The sequence below is a fragment of the Dysgonomonas sp. 25 genome (assembly GCF_010501075.1).
Lineage (GTDB): Bacteria > Bacteroidota > Bacteroidia > Bacteroidales > Dysgonomonadaceae > Dysgonomonas.
The window spans coordinates 1-527 of record NZ_QVMN01000026.1; the positions used below are offsets into that span (position 1 = coordinate 1).

The following is a 527-nucleotide window of genomic DNA, read 5'->3' on the forward strand; positions in this document are numbered from 1 at the left end:
ATCTACAATTGTGTGCAAATGGGTACGCTATTTGCGCCAGAGACTTTAGCGAAGTTAGTAAATGAACATCCGAATTTAAGGGGCTTTAAGGATGCTTCGGTAGATATTCTCAATTTTGAGCAATGTATTTTACGAATCGATCCCGAAAACTTTGACTTCCTTGGTGGCTGCGATGGCTTAGATGGCGTAATGATGATGTTAGGAGCGGTTGGCTGCGTGTCCTTTATGGCAGTGCCGTTTCCTAAGGAGATGATTGATATTGTGGAGGCTGGGCTTGCCGGGGATTATAAGAAATGTGTCGCGGCCCAACAAAAAGTCTTGAAAATACGTAACCTGTGTAAAAAGGCGCCGTTTAATGCGGCTTGGATGTATGCGATGAAATATGGCGGTGGACCGACGGGTATGCATTCTCGTATGCCGGCTGATCAAGACTTTGTACCGGATGAGTTAAAGAGAGAGATGGATGAACTAGCCAGAACGGAATTAGGGTATGATGTATAGCTGTCTTCGGTGCGAAAGGAGCTAGA

At 45.4% G+C, this 527-nt stretch carries 1 protein-coding gene; it reads left to right on the top strand.

Annotated features, from left to right (window positions below):
- On the top strand, positions 1-501 hold a 501-nt coding region (locus tag D0T66_RS16075; RefSeq protein WP_163358320.1), incomplete at its 5' end, for a dihydrodipicolinate synthase family protein.
- Positions 502-527: the final 26 nt, after the last annotated feature.